Consider the following 17148-nt stretch of genomic DNA (forward strand, 5'->3'; position numbering starts at 1 on the left):
TAAACGCCGCAACGCATTCCGATTTATTGGTTTTCGTCTTGCGTGCCCCGAATCGGAAAGCTACTATTGCGACTGTTTTAAAAGCGGCGGCGTGGCCCGATTTCGATCCGCACGCAGCTTTCAGTTTGCTTTCCGCAGTACGGCTTGGTTGAAACGGGAACGAGCCGTGAGCCTGACAGGTCCGGGCCAAAGCAACAAGCACGACATCGCCGTGCCGGACACCCAGGTTCGCCCGTCTGCTCGAAGTACGAGGGCACGAGGCGGGATGCACCACTGTCGCAACATTCGGGACGGCAAGAACCGGCAGCCATCGTGATGCCTGTTCATCCGCATGCCATCCGCTCGTGAGACGCTTCGCACTTCGGCCCGCGAGGTTCGAAGCCGCTCACCTGAAAAACGCAAGACGCTACAGCAGACTCTCTCCTCGCTACCTCAGATATCGGAGCCAACACCATGTCGGAAGCCGTCGCCGCCGCAGTCGAACAACCCGCACACGCCGTGCTCAAGGACCCCGCACAAAAGTCCACCGAAGCCATGGCGATCGTCAAGCGCAACATGCTCTGGTCCGCCGGTGCAGGCTTGCTGCCGATCCCCTTCATCGAACTGGTGGCGATCACCGCCGTCGAACTGAAGCTGATCCGCGATCTCGCGCACCACTACTCGATCCCGTTCAGCCACGACGCCGCCAAGTCGGCCATCGTCTCGCTGGTCGGCAGCCTGGGCAGCATCACGTTCGGCAAGGCGCTGGCCACCAGCAGCCTGCGCTTCATCCCGGTGATCGGCAGCGCGATCGCCTTCACCTCGCTGTCGGCCGTGTCGGCCGGCGTGACCTACGCGATCGGCAAGGTGTTCATCGCCCATTTCGAAACCGGCGGCACGCTGCTCGATTTCGAACCGGCCAAGGTTCGCGAGTTCTTCCGCCAGGAATACGACAAGGGCATCAAGGAAGCGGCAAACCTGGCCAAGCGCCCGGCAGCCGAGGAAGCAGCCGTGGCGGCCCCCGCCGCGTGATTGTTCCGCCGGGCCTCACGCCCGGCGTTGTCATATCGGTATCCGTATCGGTATCGCTATTCGCCGGAGCATCGGGCCCATGGTCTTTGCCTTTCTCTACCTGCTGCTTTGCGTGACCGCCGGCTATCTTGGAAAAGATAGCCGGTTGGGTTTCTGGGGTATTTCGCTGCTCGCCGTGGTGATCACCCCCATCACCGCCCTCCTGATCGTGGTGCTGTTCGGCCGACGCGCGTCTTCCTACGAGTAAACGACTCCCTTCCATGCACATCGAATCGAGCCGGTGCCGACGCAAAGGAACGCTGGGCCATGACGCAGCAGTTTGACCGCAATACCGGCGCCGCGAGCACCACCGGCAACACCGCCACCGCCCGACGGCCATCGAAATCGTCGCCCTTCCTGGGCAAGCACCAACTCGGCATCGTGCTGTTCCTGCTGATCTCGACCTTCCTGGTCGTGCTGCTGTGGGACATGATCGTGGTGGCCGAGCAACCGGGCTTCCAGGGCATCTACTGGAGCCGGTTCTTCGGCGGCACGTCGAAGCGCATTCTCGGCGAAGGCGCGCACTTCAAGTTCCCGTGGGACGAAATCATCAGCTACGACGTCCGCGTCGTGGAGCGGCACGGCACGATCACCCTGCTCACCAGCGACGGCATGCCGATCGATGTGGGCTGGTCGGTGCGCTATCGTCCGCAAGCCGAAAAGCTGCCGCTGCTCAATCAGATGATCGGCCCCGATTACGGCAATACCTACGTGATTCCGGAAGTGGTGGCGTCGCTGCGGGAAACGCTCGGCAAATATCGCGCCGACGCGATCTATGCCAAGGACGAATCCAGCCTGACCCAGGAATTCGAACAACACGTGATATTGCGCGTCAATTCGCAGCCGATTCGGGTGGAGCACGTATTGATTACGCGCCTCGATTTACCGCACAAAATGACGGAAGGCATCGTCAATAAATTATTGAACGAACAAAATCTGCTCGCTTACCAATTCCGGCTCGATGCGGAAGAAAAAGAACGCGAACGGAAAACCATCGAAGCGCAAGGCATTCGCGATTTCGAAAAGATCAGCAAGGTATCGATGCTGAAATGGCAGGGGCTGCAAGCCACTGTCGAACTGGCGAAATCGCCGAACAGCAAGGTCATCGTGATCGGCACTTCGTCGCAATCGATGCCGCTGCTGCTGAATGGCGAGAAGTAATACGGCACCGCCCCGGCACGCGATTGACGCGTCATGGGGCGCGTGACATACTCCGCCGCAACGCCGCTTTGCCCAAGCAGCTTTTCTGATACGACGTCATGAAAACGAAAATCCGAGATTATATCGAGGAGAATTTCCTGATCGAATTCGATGAGGATTTCCCCGAAAGCACGGACCTGTTCAAGGCGGGCATCATGGATTCGTTCGGTTATGTGCAGATGTGCCGTTTTATCGAACGCGAATTCAAAATCAAATTCTCCGAACAGGACATGACGCAGAACGTGCTGATCAGCGTCACGCGCATCGAGCAGTTCGTCGAGCAGAAGCTGGCCGCGCAAGCGCACTCCTGAGCGCCCCCTCCCACCCCCGATTCACGAGCCAGGCGCGCCCATGTGCGGAATCGCAGGTTTCCTGAGTATCGACGCCCATCCCGAGCACGCCCCGGACACCATGCGCCGCATGCTGGCCGCGATCGCGCATCGCGGCCCGGACGGCAGCGGTTACGTCATCGACGATCGCCTTGCGATGGGCACCGCCCGCCTCAGCATCATCGACGTGAAGGCCGGCACTCAGCCGATCTCCGATCCGAGCGGGCGCTTCTGGCTTTGCTACAACGGCGAAATCTACAACTACCGCGAGCTTCGTGCGCAACTCGAGGCACGCGGCTGCGTGTTTCGCACCCGCTCCGATACCGAGGTGGTGTTGCAGGCCTGGATCGAGTGGCGCGAGGGCTGCCTGGAGAAGTTCAACGGCGGCTTCGCGTTCGCGCTCTACGATCGCGCCACGCAGGAACTCGTGCTGGCTCGCGACCGCTACGGCAAGCGCCCGCTGTTCTACGCGCGGCACGGCTCGCAACTGCTGTTCGCCTCGGAAATGAAGGCCTTCCTGGCCGTTCCCGGTTTCACGTTCGAGCAGGACCCGGCCCAGATCTCGGCGATCCTCGGGCAATGGACACCGCTGCCCGATCAAACCGGCTTCCGCGGCATCCACAGCCTGCCGATGGGCGAATGGCTGCGCGTCGGCCCGCGCGGTGAACTGGCGGCGCGCCGCTACGACACGCTCGATTTCACAGGTGGCGCACCGGTCGCCAGCGAAGCCGAAGCGATCGACCGGATTCGCCAGGCGCTGACCGACAGCGTGGCGCTGCGCCTGCGCAGCGACGTCGAGGTGGGCGTGGGCGTGTACCTGAGCGGCGGCCTGGATTCGGCCATCGTCGCGCTGCTGGCCGGCCAGCACACCGGCCAGACGCTCTCGACGTTCTCGGTCGAATTCGAGGATGCGCAGTTCGACGAATCGCCCGAGCAGCAGACGGTCGCCAGCTTTCTCGGCACGCGTCACTCGTCGGTACGCGTCACGCACCAGGACATCGTGCGGCACTTTCCCGACGCCGTGTTCCATGCCGAAGTGCCGGCCTTCCGCAGCGCGTTCGTGCCGATGTACCTGCTCGCGCGGCACACGCGCGACGCCGGCATCAAGGTGGTGCTGAGCGGCGAAGGCGCGGACGAGGCGTTCCTCGGCTACGACCTGTTCAAGGAAACGCAACTGCGCACGGCCTGGAACACGCTCGACGAAGCGCAGCGCGGCACGCAGTTGGGGCGGCTCTACCCGCATCTCGATCATTACGGGCCGCAGGATGTGGCGGCGCTCACGGGGCTGTATGGCCAGTTCGCCGAGGAACAACTGCCGGGCCTGTTCTCCCACGAGCTGCGCTTCCAGAACGGCCGCTTCAGCACGCGCCTGCTGAACGCGCCGGGCGACCCGTTCGCCGCGATCGGCGGGCTGTGCGCACGCGAGCCCGGCTACGCCGCGATGACGCCGGTGCAGAAGGCGCAATGGCTCGAATTCAAGACGCTGCTGCCCGGCTACCTGCTGTCGACGCAGGGCGAACGCATGAGCCTCGCGCACGGCGTCGAGAACCGCTGCCCGTTCCTCGACAAGCAGGTGATCGACCTCGCCGCCTCGGTGAACCTGCGCTTCGACGATGGCTTCGAGGAAAAGCGGCTGCTGCGCATGGCGTTCCGCGACAGCCTGCCGGCCTCGGTGGTCGACAAGCGCAAGTTCCCGTATCGCGCGCCCGAAAGCGCCGCGTTCGCCGCGCACCGCCCCGATTACCTGGAAATGCTGCTGGCCGACGCCGAACTGGCCAAGCTGCCCTGGTTGAACGCGAAGTTCGCGCGCGCGCTGACGAATAAAGTGCTCACCAAGCCCGCGGCCGACATCAGCACCAAGGAAAACCAGACCTTCATCTTCCTGTTGTCGATGGCCTGCCTCAATCACGCGTTCGTGCAGCGCGCGCAGGCACTGCCTGCGTCGGCGCGCACCGCATCGCCGCTGGTGCGCGCGGTGGACCTGCGCGGCGGTGGCGACGCCGATCCGCTCGCTTACGGCTCCCAGGGAAATTTGGATTCGGTGACGTAACGGCGGACCGCGCGCTGCGTGTCGGGGTCGCCGAACATCTCGCGATTGGCGTCGAGCGCGAGCGCCTTGCTGCGTTCGAGCTGATCGACGAGTTGCGCCGTGTAGCGCTTGTAGCGCGCGATCGCGGGCCGGCTCAGCAATTTCAGGCGCAGCAGATGCTTGCGCAGCAGCGCCGCGACATCGTCGTCGAGCGCATCCACCAGGCCCCAGCTCGCCGCCTCCTCGGCGCCGAACGCGCGGGTCGTCAACGTCAGGTAGTGCGCGCGTTGCTCGCCGATCCGGCGCATCAGGAACGGCATCACGCACGCCGGATACAAGCCGAACAGCAACTCCGACAGGCTGAAGCTGGCGCTGCGATCGGCCAGCACGATATCCGACGCGCTGACGATCCCCACTCCGCCCGCATTCACACGCCCGCGCACCACGCTGATGGTGACGAACGGGCCGCGCGCCAGCCGCAGCCAGACGTCGTAGAGCGGCTCGGGGTCGCTCGGCTGCGCCGCCGCGGCAAAGGCCTGCAGATCGCCGCCCACGCAGAACACGGTGGGCGAGCCTTCGAGGATCACGATGCGGGCCGGCTCCTGGCCCGCCGCGCCGTGTTCGCACAGCGACAGCACCGCGCCCAGTTCGGTGACCATCCGCGAGTCGATCGCGTTATCGGCCTCGGGGCGGTCGAAGCGCACCCGGCAAATGCCGTCGTGCAACTCCACCGCGAGCGTTTCGAATCGCATCGATCAGTTCTCCTCGTGCCGCGACGGCGCACGCACCACCAGCGCCGTGTCGATGCCGCCGAAACCGAACGACAGCTTCAGCGCGTGACGCATCGTGTGCGGCTCGGCGGTTGCGCCAACCCAGCGGATGTCGTCGGCGATCGGCTGCACGAGGTTGCGCGTCGGGTGCAGCATGCCGGCGCGCATCTGGAGCAGCGTCGCGGCCAGTTCGATCGCCCCGGCGGCGCTGAGGCCGTGTCCGATGATCGACTTGGTGGCGTTGACGCGCGCCCGCGCGAGGCCGGCCTCGCGATAGGCGGCCAGTTCGGTGTCGTCGCCGAGCGGCGTGCCGGTGCCGTGCGCGTTCACGTAATCGATCTGTTCCGCCGACAGGCCCGCTTGAGCGAGCGCCATGCGGATCGCGCGCAGTTCGCCGTCGAGCGACGGCGCGGTGGCGCGCGAGCCGTTCGCGACCTGCGCCGCGCCGATCAGGCTGCCGTAGCTGCGGGCCGCGACTTGCGGATCCGACAGATCCTCGGCGCGCTGCACCACCAGCGCCGCCGACGCCTCGCCGAAGATGAAGCCATCGCGCGCGGCATCGAACGGGCGGCACGCTTCGCCGGGTTGGCTCGCGAAGCGATCGGAGCCCATCGCGCCGGCCGAGCGCAGCGCCTGACATTCGTAGTGCGACAGATCCTGCAACGCACCCAGCGCGATGCAGGCACGCACGCGCCCCGAGCGCACGGCGTCGAGCGCATGCTGCACCGCCAGCAAGCCGCTCGCGGACGCGCCGCCCACGCTGTACGCGAACCCCGCGATCGGAAACAGCGAGGTGCACAGCCCGCTCAGGTCCGTATCGAACATGCCATAGCCGTAACGCGGCGGCACGAACGCGGGCCGCGCCGCATGCGCCTGGTACAGCAGCATCTGCTCGCGCGCCTGCAGGTTCGAGCCGCCGATCACGAGGCCGATCTGCTGCGGGTCGAGCGCATCGAGCCCGGCCTCGCGCCAGGCCTCGTCGAGCACGCTCACCGCCACCTGCCCGCTCAGGCTCGCCGTGCGCGCGATGCGCGGCGGCAGCCGGTCGAGCGCGGGCGGCGCTTGCGGCGATTCCGGCAGTTCGGCGCCGATGAACGCTTGCGCGCCGTCCACGCCGCCGCGCCCTGGGCGTTGCATCGTGCCGAACACCGACGGCGCGGCCAGCAGGCCTTGCAGGAACGCGTGCTTGCCGTAGCCGAGCGCGCTCGCCACGCCGATGCCCGTCACCACGGGCGCGGCCGGCGACTCAGGCCGCGAGCCGGGCATGCAGCAGATCCGCGAGTTCGCCCAGGTTGCGCGGGCCGTGCAGCTTGACCAGCGGCACCTCCAGGCCGATCGCTTCCAGCGTCAGCACCAGCGCCTCGTGCCGCTCGATCGAATCGAGCCCGAGTTCGGCCATCGAGTCGGCCGGCGCGAGCGTGCGGCCTTGCAGATCCGGCACGACCTCGACGACCTTCGAAAACAGGATGTTCAGGATTGCATCGCGATTCAAGTTGTTCCTCCGTGAGTTCAGATCCAGCGGTACTTGCGGTGATAGCCGGCGATCTCGTCGAGCACGAGCCGCCGTGGCGCATCGGCGCGGGCCTGTTCCGCCTGCAGCGCCGCCCAGGCGCCGGGGATGATCGCATGATCGAGCTTCACGTCGCGCGTGCCGATCCGTACCGTGCTGTTGCCGAGCAACAGCGTCTCGTATTCGGCGATCGACAGACGATAGCGCCGGTCCAGCGCGGTGTCGATCTGCAACGCGCGCAGGCGCTGCTGCCCGTCGGCGGTGGCCACGCCGCTGAAGAACTCCGAGCAGCAGCCCGAGCCGTACGAAAACAGCCCGAGCCGGCGCGGCGCGGCGAACTCGGCATGCGCCAGCGTGCCCGCGATGGCGAGGAACAGCGAGGCCCCGGCCGTATTGCCGACGCGCTGCCCGTACGCGAGGCTGGTTTCCATGCGTTGCGCGAAATCGGCTTCGATCTGCGCGGGCGGCGCCTTGTAGAGCTTGCGCATCAACTGCCGGTGCGCGCCCTTCACCATCCCGCCGAACGGCGTGTGAAAACACAGATAGCCGAACGACTCGCGAAAATCCGCGCCGTCCACGCGCCGTGCGTAATCGCGGTAGGCGTGCTCGCAGCAGTCGAGATAGGCCATCAGCGACAAATCGGCGTCGCCGGCTTCGAGATCCGCGCCGGGCCGGCAGGTATCCATCACCTCGAACGCATGATTGCCGTACGCGCCCGGATCGATCGCCAGCAGATGCGGCGTGTCGCTGATCAGCAGCGCGGCCGCGCCGGCCCCCGAACTCGGTTCGGAGTACGCCCATTCCTGGATCGCGCCGGCGTCGGCCAGCGCGAAGCGCGAAATGTCGCTGGCGATCACCAGCGCCTTCGCGCCGGGCGAGGTGCCGGACAGCAGGAAATTGACGGCCACCTGCAGGCCGGCCGCGCCCGAATAGCAGGCCTGCTTGATCTCGAACAGCCGGCAGTTGGGACGCAGGCCGAGATAGTCGTGCACGTAGGTGCTCATCGACTTGCCGAAATCGATGCCCGACTCGGTGCAGACCACCACCATCTCGATACGGTCGCGCTCGGCCTGGGGCAGCGCGTCGACCAGCGGGCGCGCCGCATTCACGGCGAACGTGACCGGATCCTCGTACGGCAGCGCGACGGTCTTCTCCTTCATCAGGAGATTCTGGAAGCGCGGCAGGTCGAGCCCTCGGTGCTCGCACAATTCGCGCACGTCGAGGTAAGCCATGCCGCCATGGATGTTCAGTGCCTCGATCCCCACTCGTTTCGTGCTCATGCGCCCACCCGCATCGGCAAATGGCCCAGCCCGCGGCCGTTGATTCGGTCCAGCCGCCAGGCCGCCTCGCCGTCGAGCGCGAGCGCCGGGTAGCGGTCCAGCAGCTTGTCGAACGCGATGCGCGCCTCGAGCCGCGCCAGCGGCGCGCCGATGCACACGTGAATCCCGCTGCCGAACGTGTAATGCGTATTGGGATGGCGGCCGACGTCGAACGTCTGCGGGTCGGCGAAGCTGCGCGGGTCCCGATTGACCGCGCCGATCAGGCCGAGCACCATGCTGCCCGCCGGAATCGTCACGCCGCCGACCTCCGCATCCTCGATCGCGACGCGCACGATCATGTTGCCGCCCGGCTCGTAGCGCAGGCATTCGTCGATCGCCGAGCGCATCAGCGAACGATCGGCGCGCAGCCGCGCCAGCTCGCCCGGGTGACGCAACAAGGTCAGCATGCCGTTGCCGATCAGCGTGACGGTGGTTTCATGGCCGGCGATCAGCATCGCCACCAGGTTGACCAGCGTTTCCTCCTCGTCGAGCGTGCCGTCGTCGTGCGCGGCGATCACGGCGTCGATCATGCCGCCGCCGGGATGCCGGCGGCGCTCGGCCAGGTGGCCGCGCAGGTAGGTCTTGAACTCCAGCAGCGCGTCGTAGGCATCCTGCTTCTGCTCCGGCGTCAGCATGACGTCGGCGAGCTTGATCAGCGCGGCGCTCCAGCGGCTGATCGAATCGTCCATCTGCTCGGGCATCTCGAACATGTTGCGCAGCACGCGCAGCGGCAACGGCGTGGCGAACGCCTCCATGAATTCCACCGGCCCCTCGGCCGGCATCGCGTCGAGCAGCGTGTCGGCCTCGGCTTCGATCATGGCCTCCAGCGCCGCGATCGCGGCCGGCTTGAACGACTGCTCGTAGACAGCGCGCATGCGGCGATGGTCGGGCGGATTCGAATTGATCATCTGCGGCTGGAACTCGCTGAACAGCCTGAACATCAACGGATCGCCGATCGCGTTCTGCGGCGCGGCCCAGCCGTCGCGCCACAAGCGCGTGTCGCGGCCGAACTGCGGCGAGCGCGCCACCTGGCCGAACTCGCGATGACCGATGATGAAATACACATCGGACGCGGCGTCGTGCTGGACCGGGCCGAATTCGCGCCGGGTTTCGAGGTACGGATAGGGGTTGGTCAGGAACGCCCGGTCGGTCAGCAACCCCCACCAGTCGAACGGCGACGCGTCGGTCGCCTGCATGGTCTCTGCGTTATTCACTTGCCTGCCTTGCGTCGTGCATGGATGTCGAAATGGAAAGCTCGCGCGCCGCCAGTCGCTCGACCAGCATCCGCGCAAGCGGAGTCACGTAAGGCGCCTTCAGCAGCGAATAATGATCGCCGGGAAGCGCATGCATCAGCAAGCCGCCGCGCGCGCAGGCATGCCAGCCGCGCGCCGGGTGGCTGGCCGGCTGGGCCGCGCCGAACGAGACGATCAGGCTGTCGTACGGTTGCGGCACGTAATCGTGCAGCGCGCGGCTGTTCGCCTCGAACACCTCGAACAGGCGGCGGCGCTGCGGCAGGTCCATCTCGGGCAGGACCCGCGCCACGTCGTCGGAGGCCAGCAACGTATCGAGATCGCCCATCGCCGCCGGCTGTGTGCCTGCCCCTGCTCCTGCTCCACGCGTCACGCCGAGCAGGTCGCGCGCGAACGCGTCGAGCAGGCTGGCGCGGCCGGCTTCGCCTTCATCGAGCGTCGCTTCGAGTTCGGCCAGACAGGCCGGCGTATAGCTGTCGATCAAGGCGAGCAGCGCGACCTCGCGACCGGCCCGGCGCAACTGCTGCGCCATCTCGAACGCGATCACGCCGCCCAGCGACCAGCCGGCAAGATGTACCTCGCCGTGCGGCTGCACCTCGCGCAACGCCGCGACATACGTCGCGGCCATTGCCTCGATGCCGGGTTCGGCGCGCGGCGCATGATCGTCGCCGCTCAAGGCTGGCGACTGGATGCCGTAGATCGGGCGATCGATGTCGAGTTGCCGCGCGAGTTCCAGGTAACAGAACACGTTGCCGCCGACCGGATGCACGAGGAACAGCGGCTCGCCGCCGTCGTGCTCGCGCAGCAGCACCAGCGGGCCGCTCGCCGGTGTTCGCCGCGCAGCGGCGGCGGCGGCGGCAGCGGGCGCGTCGGCAACGGCGTCGGCATCCGCGACAGCTTGCGTCGCCGGTTCGACGCCGCCGCGCTCGCGCAAGCACTGCGCCTGTTGCGCGAGCGTCGGCGCCTGAATCAGCGACGCGATCGACAGATCCACGCCGAACTCCTCGCGGATGGCCGCCAACAGCCGCACGCAGGCCAGCGAATGACCGCCGAGCGCGAAGAAGTGATCGTCCGCGCTCAATGCGCCCGATGCACCCGGCGCGTCGAGCGCGAGGATGCGCCGCCAGATCGCCGCGAGACGCAAGGTGGTCGCATCCTGCGGCGTGTCGCCCGCCGCGCGGGCCTCGCGCATCGCCGGTTCCGGCAGCCGCGCCCGGTCCAGCTTGCCGCCCGGCGTCATCGGCAGCGCGTCGAGCCGCACATAGGCTGCCGGCAACATGTAGGCCGGCAGCCGCGCCGCCAGCTGGCGCGCGAGGTCGCCTCCGTCGTAGCCAGCCAGCGGCGCGGCCACGTAGGCCAACAGTTGCGGGCCGTGGCCCGCCACGTCGCGCATCAGCACCACGGCATCGTGCGCGCCGCACTCGCGCAGCGCCGCTTCGACTTCACCGAGTTCCACGCGGAAGCCGCGCAGTTTCACCTGATGATCGAGCCGGCCGCGAAACGCGATCAGCCCGTCGCCGCCCGGCACGAAGCAGGCCAGATCGCCGGTGCGATACAGCCTCGCCTCGCGATCGGCCGAAAACCGGTGACGCACGAAGCGCGCCGCGCTCAGTTCGGGATAGCCGCGATAGCCGAGCGCGAGCCGTGGCCCGCCGAGGTACAACTCTCCGGGCACCCCCTCGGGCACGGGATTGCCGTCGCGGTCGAGCACGTAGACCTCGGTGCCGGCCAGCGGCCGGCCGATCGCGATATCGGCCGCCGGCTCGCCGCGCGGCACGCGGTGCGCGAGGCTCGTGATGCTGGCCTCGGTCGGCCCGTAGGCGTTGATCAGTTGCGCGCCGGCCAGCGGGCCGGCCTGCCACAAGCGCACCGTCTCCGGCAGCAGCGCCTCGCCGCCGGCGATCAGCAGACGCGGAACATGCGTCCACTCGGCCGCCGCGCCGCCGCGCGCCACGTCCAGCACCTCGCGCAAATAGGCCGGCGGCAGGTCGGCCACGGTGATGCGGTGCGCGTGCAATGCCGCGCGGAACGCCTCGGTGGTCCACAGCGATTCGCCGCGCAGCACCAGCGCCGCGCCGCAGGCGAGCGTCGGCAGGATTTGCTCCAGCGCCGTGTCGACATGCAGCGACGCGAACTGCAACACCGCGTCGCGCGGGTCGAGCGCATAGGCCTCGATCGCCGCCGCGCAATGCACCGCGAGCGCGCCGTGCGACACCAGCACGCCCTTGGGGCGGCCGGTCGATCCGGAGGTGTAGATCATGTAGGCCGGGCTATCCGGTTCGAGCCGCACCACCGGCGCGCGCGGCTCGCGCTTCGCGATCGCCGCGCGTTCGCGATCCAGGCGGATCACCAGCGCAATGCCGTGACGCATGCGCGAGAAACGCGCCTGCGTCGCGGCGTCGAGCAGCAACGCCCCGGCCCCGGCGTCCTGCAGGATCACGGCCTGACGGGCGTCGGGGTAAGCCGGATCGAGCGGCAGCCAGACGCCGCCGGCCTGAAGCACCGCCAGCAGGCTGACGATGCTCGGCACGCCGCGCTCCACGCACACCGCCACCAGCATGCCGGGGCCGACGCCGCGCGCACGCAGGTGCGCGGCCAGCCGATTGGCGCGTTCCATCAGCTCGCGATACGACAGCACCGGTCCGTCGCCCGTCAACGCCGGCGCATCGGGCCGCTGGGCCGCACGCCGCGCGATCCATTGATGCACCGTTCCGCGTCGCGTGCTGGCCGCCCCGCCCCGGCTCCACGCGCCGAGCACCCGCTCGTGCTCGGCCTCGGTCAGCATGGCCAGCTCGCCGATCCGCGCATCGGGCGCGTGCACCACCGCCTGCGCGAGACGGACGAAATGCGCCAGCATGCGTTGCACGGTCGATGCATCGAAGCAATGCGCGTCGTAGCCGGCCACGGCCGTCAGTTCCGCGCCGCGCTCGACGAGTTCGAGCGAGAACGCGCCGTCGCCCTCCTGCCGCACCGTATCGAGATGCGTCACGCCCGGCAGGCCGGCCCCGCCATCCCGCGCGCTCGACGGCGCGCCATCGATGAAATTCTGAAACCCGTAGGCGACCCGATACAGCGGTTCGCCCGCGCCCCGGCCGAACTCGCGCGCCAGCGCGGCGAACGGATAGCTCGCGTGATCGAGCCCGTCGGTGAACTGCGTCTGCAAGTCGCGCAGGAAGTGAGCCACGCCTTGTGCGCCCGACGGACGCAGACGGATCGGCATCACGTTCGCGAAGTAGCCGAAACTCCGTTCGAAGCGGCGTTCCGGGCGGCCGTTGGTGGGCACGCCGAGCAGCATGTCGTCGGCGCCGGTGTAACGGTAGAGCAGAATGCCGACGATGCCGAGGAACAGCACCGACACGTCGATCCCGAGCCTGCCGGCGCAGGCGCGCGCCGCCTGCGTCAGTGCCGGCGGCAGCGGGCAGGCGAGGCTTGCGCCGTCGATCCGCTGCGCCGGGTCGGCGTTTCGGTCCGTGGGCAGTTGCAACACGGGCAGGTCGCCCGACAACTGACGCTGCCAATAGGCCCGCTGCGCCACGCCGCGCGCTGAGGCGAGATGGCGGGCCTCCCAGGCGACGAAAGCGCCGAAATCGGCGGCGGTTTCATCGGCGCGGGCGGCTTCGGCGCCGGTACAGGCGTCGCGATAGGCTTGCCAGAACGCATCGCCGAGCAGCATCGCCGAGGTGCCGTCGATCACGATGTGGTGCACCACCAGCAGCACGATCGATTGCGCGGCCGAGACGGCGCGCAGCCACTCGAAGCGGATGGGCGCCTCGGCGGCCAGGTCGAACGGCATGCGGACGCGCTGACGCGCCAGCGCCTCCAGCGCCTCCGGATGCGCGGCCTCGCGGCGCGCCAGGCCCGGGGCCACGGTGCCGGGCACGCAGCGCGGTTCGTCACCGCTTTCGTCGATCCGCGTCGACAGCAGCGGGAAGCGCGCGAGCACCGCGCGGCAGGCATGTTCGAGCGCCGCGGCGTCGAGCGGGCCGTCGACGCGGAACGCCAGCGGCACGTTGTAGGCAGTGTTGGCGGGGTCGAGCTTCTGCTGCACCCACAGGCCTCGCTGATTCAGCGAAAGCGGCATGGCGGCGGTTGCGGTCACGGTCGCCGTCACCTCGTGTCGGTCGGGCGGCAAGCGGTGGCCGTCGTAACCGGCCTGCTCATCGACGCCGCCGGCCTCGGCCGCCACCAGGCGGGCCAGCGAGGCCGGCGTCGGGCAAGCCGCCAGTTCGCGATGCGTCAGCGTGCGGCCGGTCAACTCCGAGATCCGGTAGATCAGACGCATCGACGACATCGAATCGAGGCCGCTGGCACGGAAGCTTTGCTTCGGGTCCATGCTCTCCACGCCGAGTTCGGTTCGCATCAGTTCGGCGATGACGGCCAGCACGGCCGGGCCGTCGACTTGCGATGCGGGCTCGGGGACCGGCGAGGCGACGGATGGCGCGACGGCCGGCGACGGTACAGCGAACGACGACGCGGCGGCCGGCGGTACAGCGGCCGACGGTGCTCCGAACGATGATGCGGCGGCCGGCGGAACAACGGCCGACGATGCACCGAACGACGATGCGACGGCCGGTGACGCAACCGCCGATGACGCAGCGAACGACGACGCGGCGGCAGGCGCTACAGCGGCCGACGATGCGGCAGCAGACGTCGCACCAATTGCCCCGGCCGCGCCCGATTGCACCGGCGCGAGCCAATAACGATCGCGCGCGAACGGGTAATCGGGCAGCACCAGCGGCGCGAGCGGCCGGATGAACCGCGTCGCGTCGGGGCCGTCCGCTCCGGCGTCGTACGCCGCGAACGCCTCCGGCGCCGCCAGCGACAGCGCCACCAGCAGCCCGTCGCGGCCGTCGGCCACGATCTCGAAGCAGCGCGGCAGGCGCTCGCGCCGACAGGCCAGCGTGTAGGCAAGCCGGCCCAGCGGCAACGCCGGTTGTGCGGCGACGAAATCGCGCATGCACGCCAGCCAGCGCATCAACGCGGCGTCGTCATGCGCGGAAAACACGAAGCGCAGCGCCTGGCCGGGACGATGATCGTCCGCCGCGTCGAAATGGGCCGCGTCGCGCGGCGCCTCCTCCACAATCAGATGGACGTTCGAACCGCCCGCGCCGAACGCGCTGACGGTCGCCCGCAGCGGCATCTCGATGCCGTCGACGCGGCGTCGCCGCCAGGGCGCGGCCTGCATCTGCGGCACGAACGGCGTGCCCGTGAAATCGACATGCGGATTGCGAGGCGCCTGCGACACCGGCAACACCGAAGGCACCAGCATGCGGTGCTGCAATTGCAGCAGCACCTTGGTCAGTTGCGCCATGCCCGAGGCGGCTTCGGCGTGGCCGAGGTTCGACTTGACCGAGCCGATCGCGCAAAAGCCCGACTCGTCGGTGAACGTGCGAAAGGCGCGCGTCAGGGCGCGCAATTCGATGGCGTCGCCGAGCGCCGAGCCGTTGGCGGCCGCCTCGACGTAGCCGATCGAACGCGCATCGATATGGGCGGCGCGCAGGTTGTCCTCGATCAGGCGCGCTTGCGCGTCGGCGGCCGGCACCGCATAGCCGGCGGCGTGGCCGCCGTGGTTCGACGCGCTCGCCTTGATCACGGCCAGCACCGGATCGCGATCGCGCACGGCGTCGGCGAGCGGCTTGAGCAGCACCGCGCCAACGCCTTCGGCCGGCAGGTAGCCGTCGCCGTCGGAAAAGCTGCGGCTTTGCGGATGGCTGCCAAGCAGGCCGGCGCGGCTCAGTCCGATGTACTTGTCCGGGTGCAGCGACAGGTTCACGCCGCCGGCGATCGCCAGACGGCATTCGCCGCGTTGCAGGCTCTGGCAGGCCAAATGAATCGCCTGCAGGCCGGACGAGCACATCGTGTCGAGCGCGACGCTCGGGCCTTGCAGATCGAAGAAGTACGACACGCGGTTGGCGATCGACGCATAGGACGACAGGCCGACCAGCGCACGCGCCTCGGGGTCCGTCTCGATCGCGTGATACGGCATGCTCATCGCGCCGACGTACACACCCACGCGTGCCTGATAGTCGCCGCGCAGGCGCTCGCGCGAATGAGCGCCGCGTTCGAGCAGATGCCAGACCGTCTGCAGGAACAGGCGCTCCTGCGGATCCATCAGCACGGCATCGCGCGGCTTGACGCCGAAGAAGCCGGCGTCGAACCCGGCGACGTCGGACAGGAAGCCGCCCCATTGGCAATAGCTGGCGCCGGGCTGGCCCTTGTGGACGGAATAGATGGGCGCGTGATCCCAGCGCTCGACGGGAATCCCGGTGATGCCGTCGCGTCCTTCGCGCAGCAGGGACCAGAACGCGTCGATCGTATCGGCGCCCGGGTAGCGCCCGGCCACCGCGATCACGGCGATCTCCTGCATCTGCGTGGCGGCGGGGGCCGGCGATGCGGCGGCCTGCGTGGCCGGCACGGACGTGATCGACGCGGTGGCGGCAGCGGCAGCCCGAGTTGGCGTTGGCGTTGGCGTTGGCGTTGGCGTTGGCGTTAGCGTTGGCGTTGGCGTTGGCGTTGGCGTTGGCGTCGGCGTCGGCGTCGGCGTTGGCGTCGGCGTTGGCGTTGGCGTCGGCGTTGGCGTTGGCGTCGGCGTCGGCGTCGATTCTGGCTCGGATGTCAACGCAGGCGCCGACGTCGCCGGCAAGATCGCCCGCAACGCGTCGGCATGGGCCGCCAGCAGGTGATCGGCCAGTTGCGCGAGGCTCGGGTATTCGAACAGCAGCGTCTTGGGCAATGCGCCGAGATGCGGCTCCAGGCCTTCCACGATCTGCATCGAAAGAATCGAATCGACACCGTAGCGATCGAACGGATCGTCGGCGCGCATCTGCTCGGCCGGCATCGCCAGCACGGTTGCGACGTGCTGCGCGAGATAGGCGATCAGCGCGGCCCGCGTCGGCGTCGGCGTCGGAGCCGATGCGGGCGTTACGGCCGGAACCGTGGGCGCAGCCCCCGCCGGAGCCGCCGCCTCATCGTGAAGCCGCTCGCCGTCGATCGCCCGCGCCACCGCTGCATCGGGCAGCCCCAGCGCGCGCCGCAGCCGCGCGTGATCGCCGTCGAGCACCAGCAGTTGCGATGCGTCGAGGCGGTAGCCCGCATACAAGGCCTGCATCGCGGCGTCGGTCCGCAACGGCTGCACGCCGACCTGTGCCTGCATGGCGTCGAGCGTCGCGCTGTCGAGACGCATGCCGCCATCGCGCCAGTAAGGCCAATCGATCGCCAGCGTGCGGCCATGCCGCTCGCCGCGCGCGACCTGTTGCGCGCGCACTCCGGCGAAGGCATCCATGAACGCATTCGCGCAGGCATAGTCGGCCTGCCCGGGGTTGCCGAGCGCACCGGACACCGAGGCGAACACCATCAGGAAATCGAGCCGGCAGTGCGCGCTGGCGGCATCGAGATGCGCGAGACCGGCCACCTTCGGGGCCAGCACCGCCAGCAACTCGTCGGTGGACTTGCGGATCAACAGCTTGTCGCGAGCGAACCCGGCCGCGTGGACAATGCCGTCGAGACGGCCATGCGTCGCTTCGATCTCGCCGATCAACGCGCTCACCGCATCGGGCGCAGTCACGTCGACGCAACGATGCGTCACGACGGCCGCCAGCCGGTCGAGACGCGCGCGCGCCTCGGCCGGCAGCGGCGAACGGCTGACGAGCCACAGCCTGGGCTCGTACACGCGCGCGGCAATCTCCTCGGCC

At 68.5% G+C, this 17148-nt stretch carries 11 protein-coding genes; 5 read left to right on the forward strand and 6 right to left on the reverse strand.

The features are described 5' to 3' along the window. Nucleotides 1-453: 453 nt before the first annotated feature. The 5 genes from ACYP33_RS14670 (at nucleotide 454) to asnB (ending at nucleotide 4629) form a co-directional block, all read left to right on the forward strand. Complete coding sequence (locus ACYP33_RS14670) at nucleotides 454-1011, forward strand: YcjF family protein (RefSeq protein ID WP_459622554.1); 558 nt, start codon at nucleotides 454-456, stop codon at nucleotides 1009-1011. Between the two features lie 79 nt (nucleotides 1012-1090). Next, nucleotides 1091-1258: a hypothetical protein gene (locus ACYP33_RS14675; RefSeq protein ID WP_206128427.1), complete on the forward strand. Its 168-nt coding sequence runs from the start codon at nucleotides 1091-1093 to the stop codon at nucleotides 1256-1258. Nucleotides 1259-1317: 59 nt separating this feature from the next. After that, complete coding sequence (locus ACYP33_RS14680; RefSeq protein ID WP_459622556.1) at nucleotides 1318-2211, forward strand: prohibitin family protein; 894 nt, start codon at nucleotides 1318-1320, stop codon at nucleotides 2209-2211. Between the two features lie 98 nt (nucleotides 2212-2309). Then, complete coding sequence (locus ACYP33_RS14685) at nucleotides 2310-2561, forward strand: acyl carrier protein (protein WP_459622558.1); 252 nt, start codon at nucleotides 2310-2312, stop codon at nucleotides 2559-2561. 40 nt (nucleotides 2562-2601) lie between these two features. Next, the gene (gene asnB / locus ACYP33_RS14690) at nucleotides 2602-4629 is read left to right on the forward strand and encodes an asparagine synthase (glutamine-hydrolyzing) (protein ID WP_459622560.1); all 2028 of its coding nucleotides are present in this window, start codon (nucleotides 2602-2604) and stop codon (nucleotides 4627-4629) included. Here the strand turns inward: asnB and ACYP33_RS14695 are convergent. From ACYP33_RS14695 to ACYP33_RS14720, 6 genes are read right to left on the reverse strand one after another with little or no spacing between them, the layout of a single operon-like run. Continuing rightward, nucleotides 4593-5360, reverse strand: coding sequence for an enoyl-CoA hydratase/isomerase (locus ACYP33_RS14695; protein WP_459622562.1), 768 nt, complete (start codon nucleotides 5358-5360; stop codon nucleotides 4593-4595). The two genes, asnB and ACYP33_RS14695, sit on opposite strands and share 37 nt — an antisense overlap. A gap of 3 nt (nucleotides 5361-5363) precedes the next feature. Then, nucleotides 5364-6644 carry a beta-ketoacyl synthase N-terminal-like domain-containing protein gene (locus ACYP33_RS14700; RefSeq protein ID WP_459622564.1) on the reverse strand — a complete coding sequence of 427 codons (1281 nt, stop codon included), beginning with the start codon at nucleotides 6642-6644 and terminating at the stop codon, nucleotides 5364-5366. Continuing rightward, entirely contained in the window at nucleotides 6625-6870 is a 246-nt protein-coding gene (locus tag ACYP33_RS14705; RefSeq protein ID WP_459622566.1) for an acyl carrier protein, read from the reverse strand. Before ACYP33_RS14705 ends, ACYP33_RS14700 begins: the two co-directional genes overlap by 20 nt. Before the next feature lie 17 nt (nucleotides 6871-6887). Next, on the reverse strand, nucleotides 6888-8168 hold the full coding sequence (locus ACYP33_RS14710) for a hydroxymethylglutaryl-CoA synthase family protein (RefSeq protein ID WP_459622568.1): 1281 nt from the start codon (nucleotides 8166-8168) through the stop codon (nucleotides 6888-6890). Continuing rightward, complete coding sequence (locus ACYP33_RS14715) at nucleotides 8165-9421, reverse strand: cytochrome P450 (protein ID WP_459622570.1); 1257 nt, start codon at nucleotides 9419-9421, stop codon at nucleotides 8165-8167. The genes ACYP33_RS14710 and ACYP33_RS14715 overlap by 4 nt, the downstream gene beginning before the upstream one ends. Continuing rightward, the gene (locus ACYP33_RS14720; RefSeq protein ID WP_459622572.1) at nucleotides 9414-17126 is read right to left on the reverse strand and encodes an amino acid adenylation domain-containing protein; all 7713 of its coding nucleotides are present in this window, start codon (nucleotides 17124-17126) and stop codon (nucleotides 9414-9416) included. Before ACYP33_RS14720 ends, ACYP33_RS14715 begins: the two co-directional genes overlap by 8 nt. Nucleotides 17127-17148 lie beyond the last annotated feature (22 nt).

Source organism: Burkholderia sp. 3C, from assembly GCF_054589155.1.

Coding starts and splice junctions, on each gene's coding strand:
- ACYP33_RS14670 (WP_459622554.1), top strand. CDS start 454: ATGTCGGAAGCCGTCGCCGCCGCAGTCGAACAACCCGCACACGCCGTG.
- ACYP33_RS14675 (WP_206128427.1), top strand. CDS start 1,091: ATGGTCTTTGCCTTTCTCTACCTGCTGCTTTGCGTGACCGCCGGCTAT.
- ACYP33_RS14680 (WP_459622556.1), top strand. CDS start 1,318: ATGACGCAGCAGTTTGACCGCAATACCGGCGCCGCGAGCACCACCGGC.
- ACYP33_RS14685 (WP_459622558.1), top strand. CDS start 2,310: ATGAAAACGAAAATCCGAGATTATATCGAGGAGAATTTCCTGATCGAA.
- asnB (WP_459622560.1), top strand. CDS start 2,602: ATGTGCGGAATCGCAGGTTTCCTGAGTATCGACGCCCATCCCGAGCAC.
- ACYP33_RS14695 (WP_459622562.1), bottom strand. CDS start 5,360: ATGCGATTCGAAACGCTCGCGGTGGAGTTGCACGACGGCATTTGCCGG.
- ACYP33_RS14700 (WP_459622564.1), bottom strand. CDS start 6,644: ATGCCCGGCTCGCGGCCTGAGTCGCCGGCCGCGCCCGTGGTGACGGGC.
- ACYP33_RS14710 (WP_459622568.1), bottom strand. CDS start 8,168: ATGAGCACGAAACGAGTGGGGATCGAGGCACTGAACATCCATGGCGGC.